The sequence below is a fragment of the Thiolapillus sp. genome (assembly GCF_048562965.1).
Taxonomy (GTDB): Bacteria; Pseudomonadota; Gammaproteobacteria; order Chromatiales; family Chromatiaceae; genus Thiolapillus; species Thiolapillus brandeum_A.
Genome location: NZ_JBHNMF010000660.1, coordinates 1 through 1,686, shown reverse-complemented (window position 1 = coordinate 1,686; position 1,686 = coordinate 1). Strand labels below are relative to the sequence as shown.

General features: G+C 45.6%; 1 protein-coding gene. It reads right to left on the bottom strand.

Annotated features, from left to right (window positions below; genetic code table 11):
- Positions 1-1,554: DNA methyltransferase (locus ACOCD2_RS18875; protein WP_293653119.1), on the bottom strand; the 1,554-nt coding region annotated here is incomplete at its 3' end.
- Positions 1,555-1,686 lie beyond the last annotated feature (132 nt).

Below are 1,686 nucleotides of genomic sequence, written 5' to 3'. Positions count from 1 at the left end.
GAAGTTGTTGCGTAGTGCTTGGTGACCAGGACGGCTGGGGCACCAATAGGTTGTCAAAGGCCGAGTCGATTTTGGGGACTGGGATGTCCCAAAATCTATCACGAGGTCGAAGACACACTTGTCTTTCCAGTTAGAGGAGAGGTAAGCATGAATTTGCTCCGGCACTGGTCCCTTGCCGTCGTAACAGAGAAAATTCTGGTTCAGTAGTTCGCGCAGGTCGAGTTGAGCCTCATTCTTATCCCAGCCGCCAAGTTGCTGCATGAACTGCGGATTGATATCGGCAAAGGTCTGCTGCTTCTGTTTGAGCAATTGGCGTAACCACTGAGTCATCGATGCTTCGTCTTTGACGAACATCTCGACAGTTTCAGTCATCCCGCCAGAGGTCATTTTTTTACGATCATATTCCGCAACCTGGTCCGGCAGGAAATACATACCATCCCGTTCGATGAATCGTTGCGTCAGCCCAATCTGGAACTCCTGGCTGGATATCGGTACCGGGTAGCCCTTACGGACATAATAGGCCACCATCTGGTCAAACAGAATGCGAGAGTCACGCTCAGGGACGAACTGTAACAATGCACCCTGGTGTTTGGTTACGGGAAGATATTTAAGGTGAGTACGAACAAAATCCCAGACGCCTTCTTCTGTTTCGGCTTCTTGCTCAAATCTTTCCTCAAGGCCACCATTGGGCTTATATGCGGTGATAATAAGATCTTGCTTAACAGCTGTTGGAGTCATAACTGCCTTGAACGAATGTTGTTTTTTATCGAGACTGGCAACATTCGCGACAACAAATCCGCAGCGCTCAAGGGCTGTTTGGATCGCATTCCACACAGCGGCTTTAGTGTTAGAGAATTCCACTGTAATCCAATGACCTGGCTTCAATACCCTGTAATACTCTTGAAGACATGCTTCCATCAGATGGCGATATTCTTCGACACCCTTCTTTTGTGATGTACTGACTATTGCCTCCGACGTCTGACTCGTAAACACGCTTAGAAAGGCTTCCCAGAAAAAATTTAGCTCGGAGTAATCAAAGTTATGCCCAAATGGTGGATCGGTAAAAATATAGTCAACCGAGTTTTCCGGAATATTGGGCAAACAATTTGCACTTTGGGTAGATACAACCTGGCCGCGTAATTTAGAAACTGGGTTGACTAAGCTTTCACCGATGGTCTTGGCATTCCGCTCAAATGTCCTTAATACATGCGGAGGTGTTATTAATGAACTTACATATAATGTACCTGAAAGCGGGCCTCCACCTTTTCTATCAGCACGGAATCTACGCATGCGCGAGGTGTATGGAAGAGATGATGTCAAAGCGAACATAAGCATTACCCTTATGCCCGAATCTTTGACAACCTTGATTTTGTTGATTAGTAGCGCGACAAAAAGATGCTCACGGGTCGTAAAGAAATGGTGAATGTGCGTAATTCCTATACCGGTATTTCGCTGTGTTTCTTTTCCCAGCATCATTGGAACAGGTGGAAGGCTGGTTGTTTCAAGCAGTTTTTCCGCCTCCTTAATAGCGGCCAAGTCATCGCTATCAACCAATTTTTCATATCTAGTTCCCGCCTATAAATGCCAAGTCATTGAAATTCAATTGAAAAACCGAAAAAAGACGATGAGAAATCCGGTGCAGGATGGTACAATTATGATCTAAAGCATTGATACATAAGAAAACCA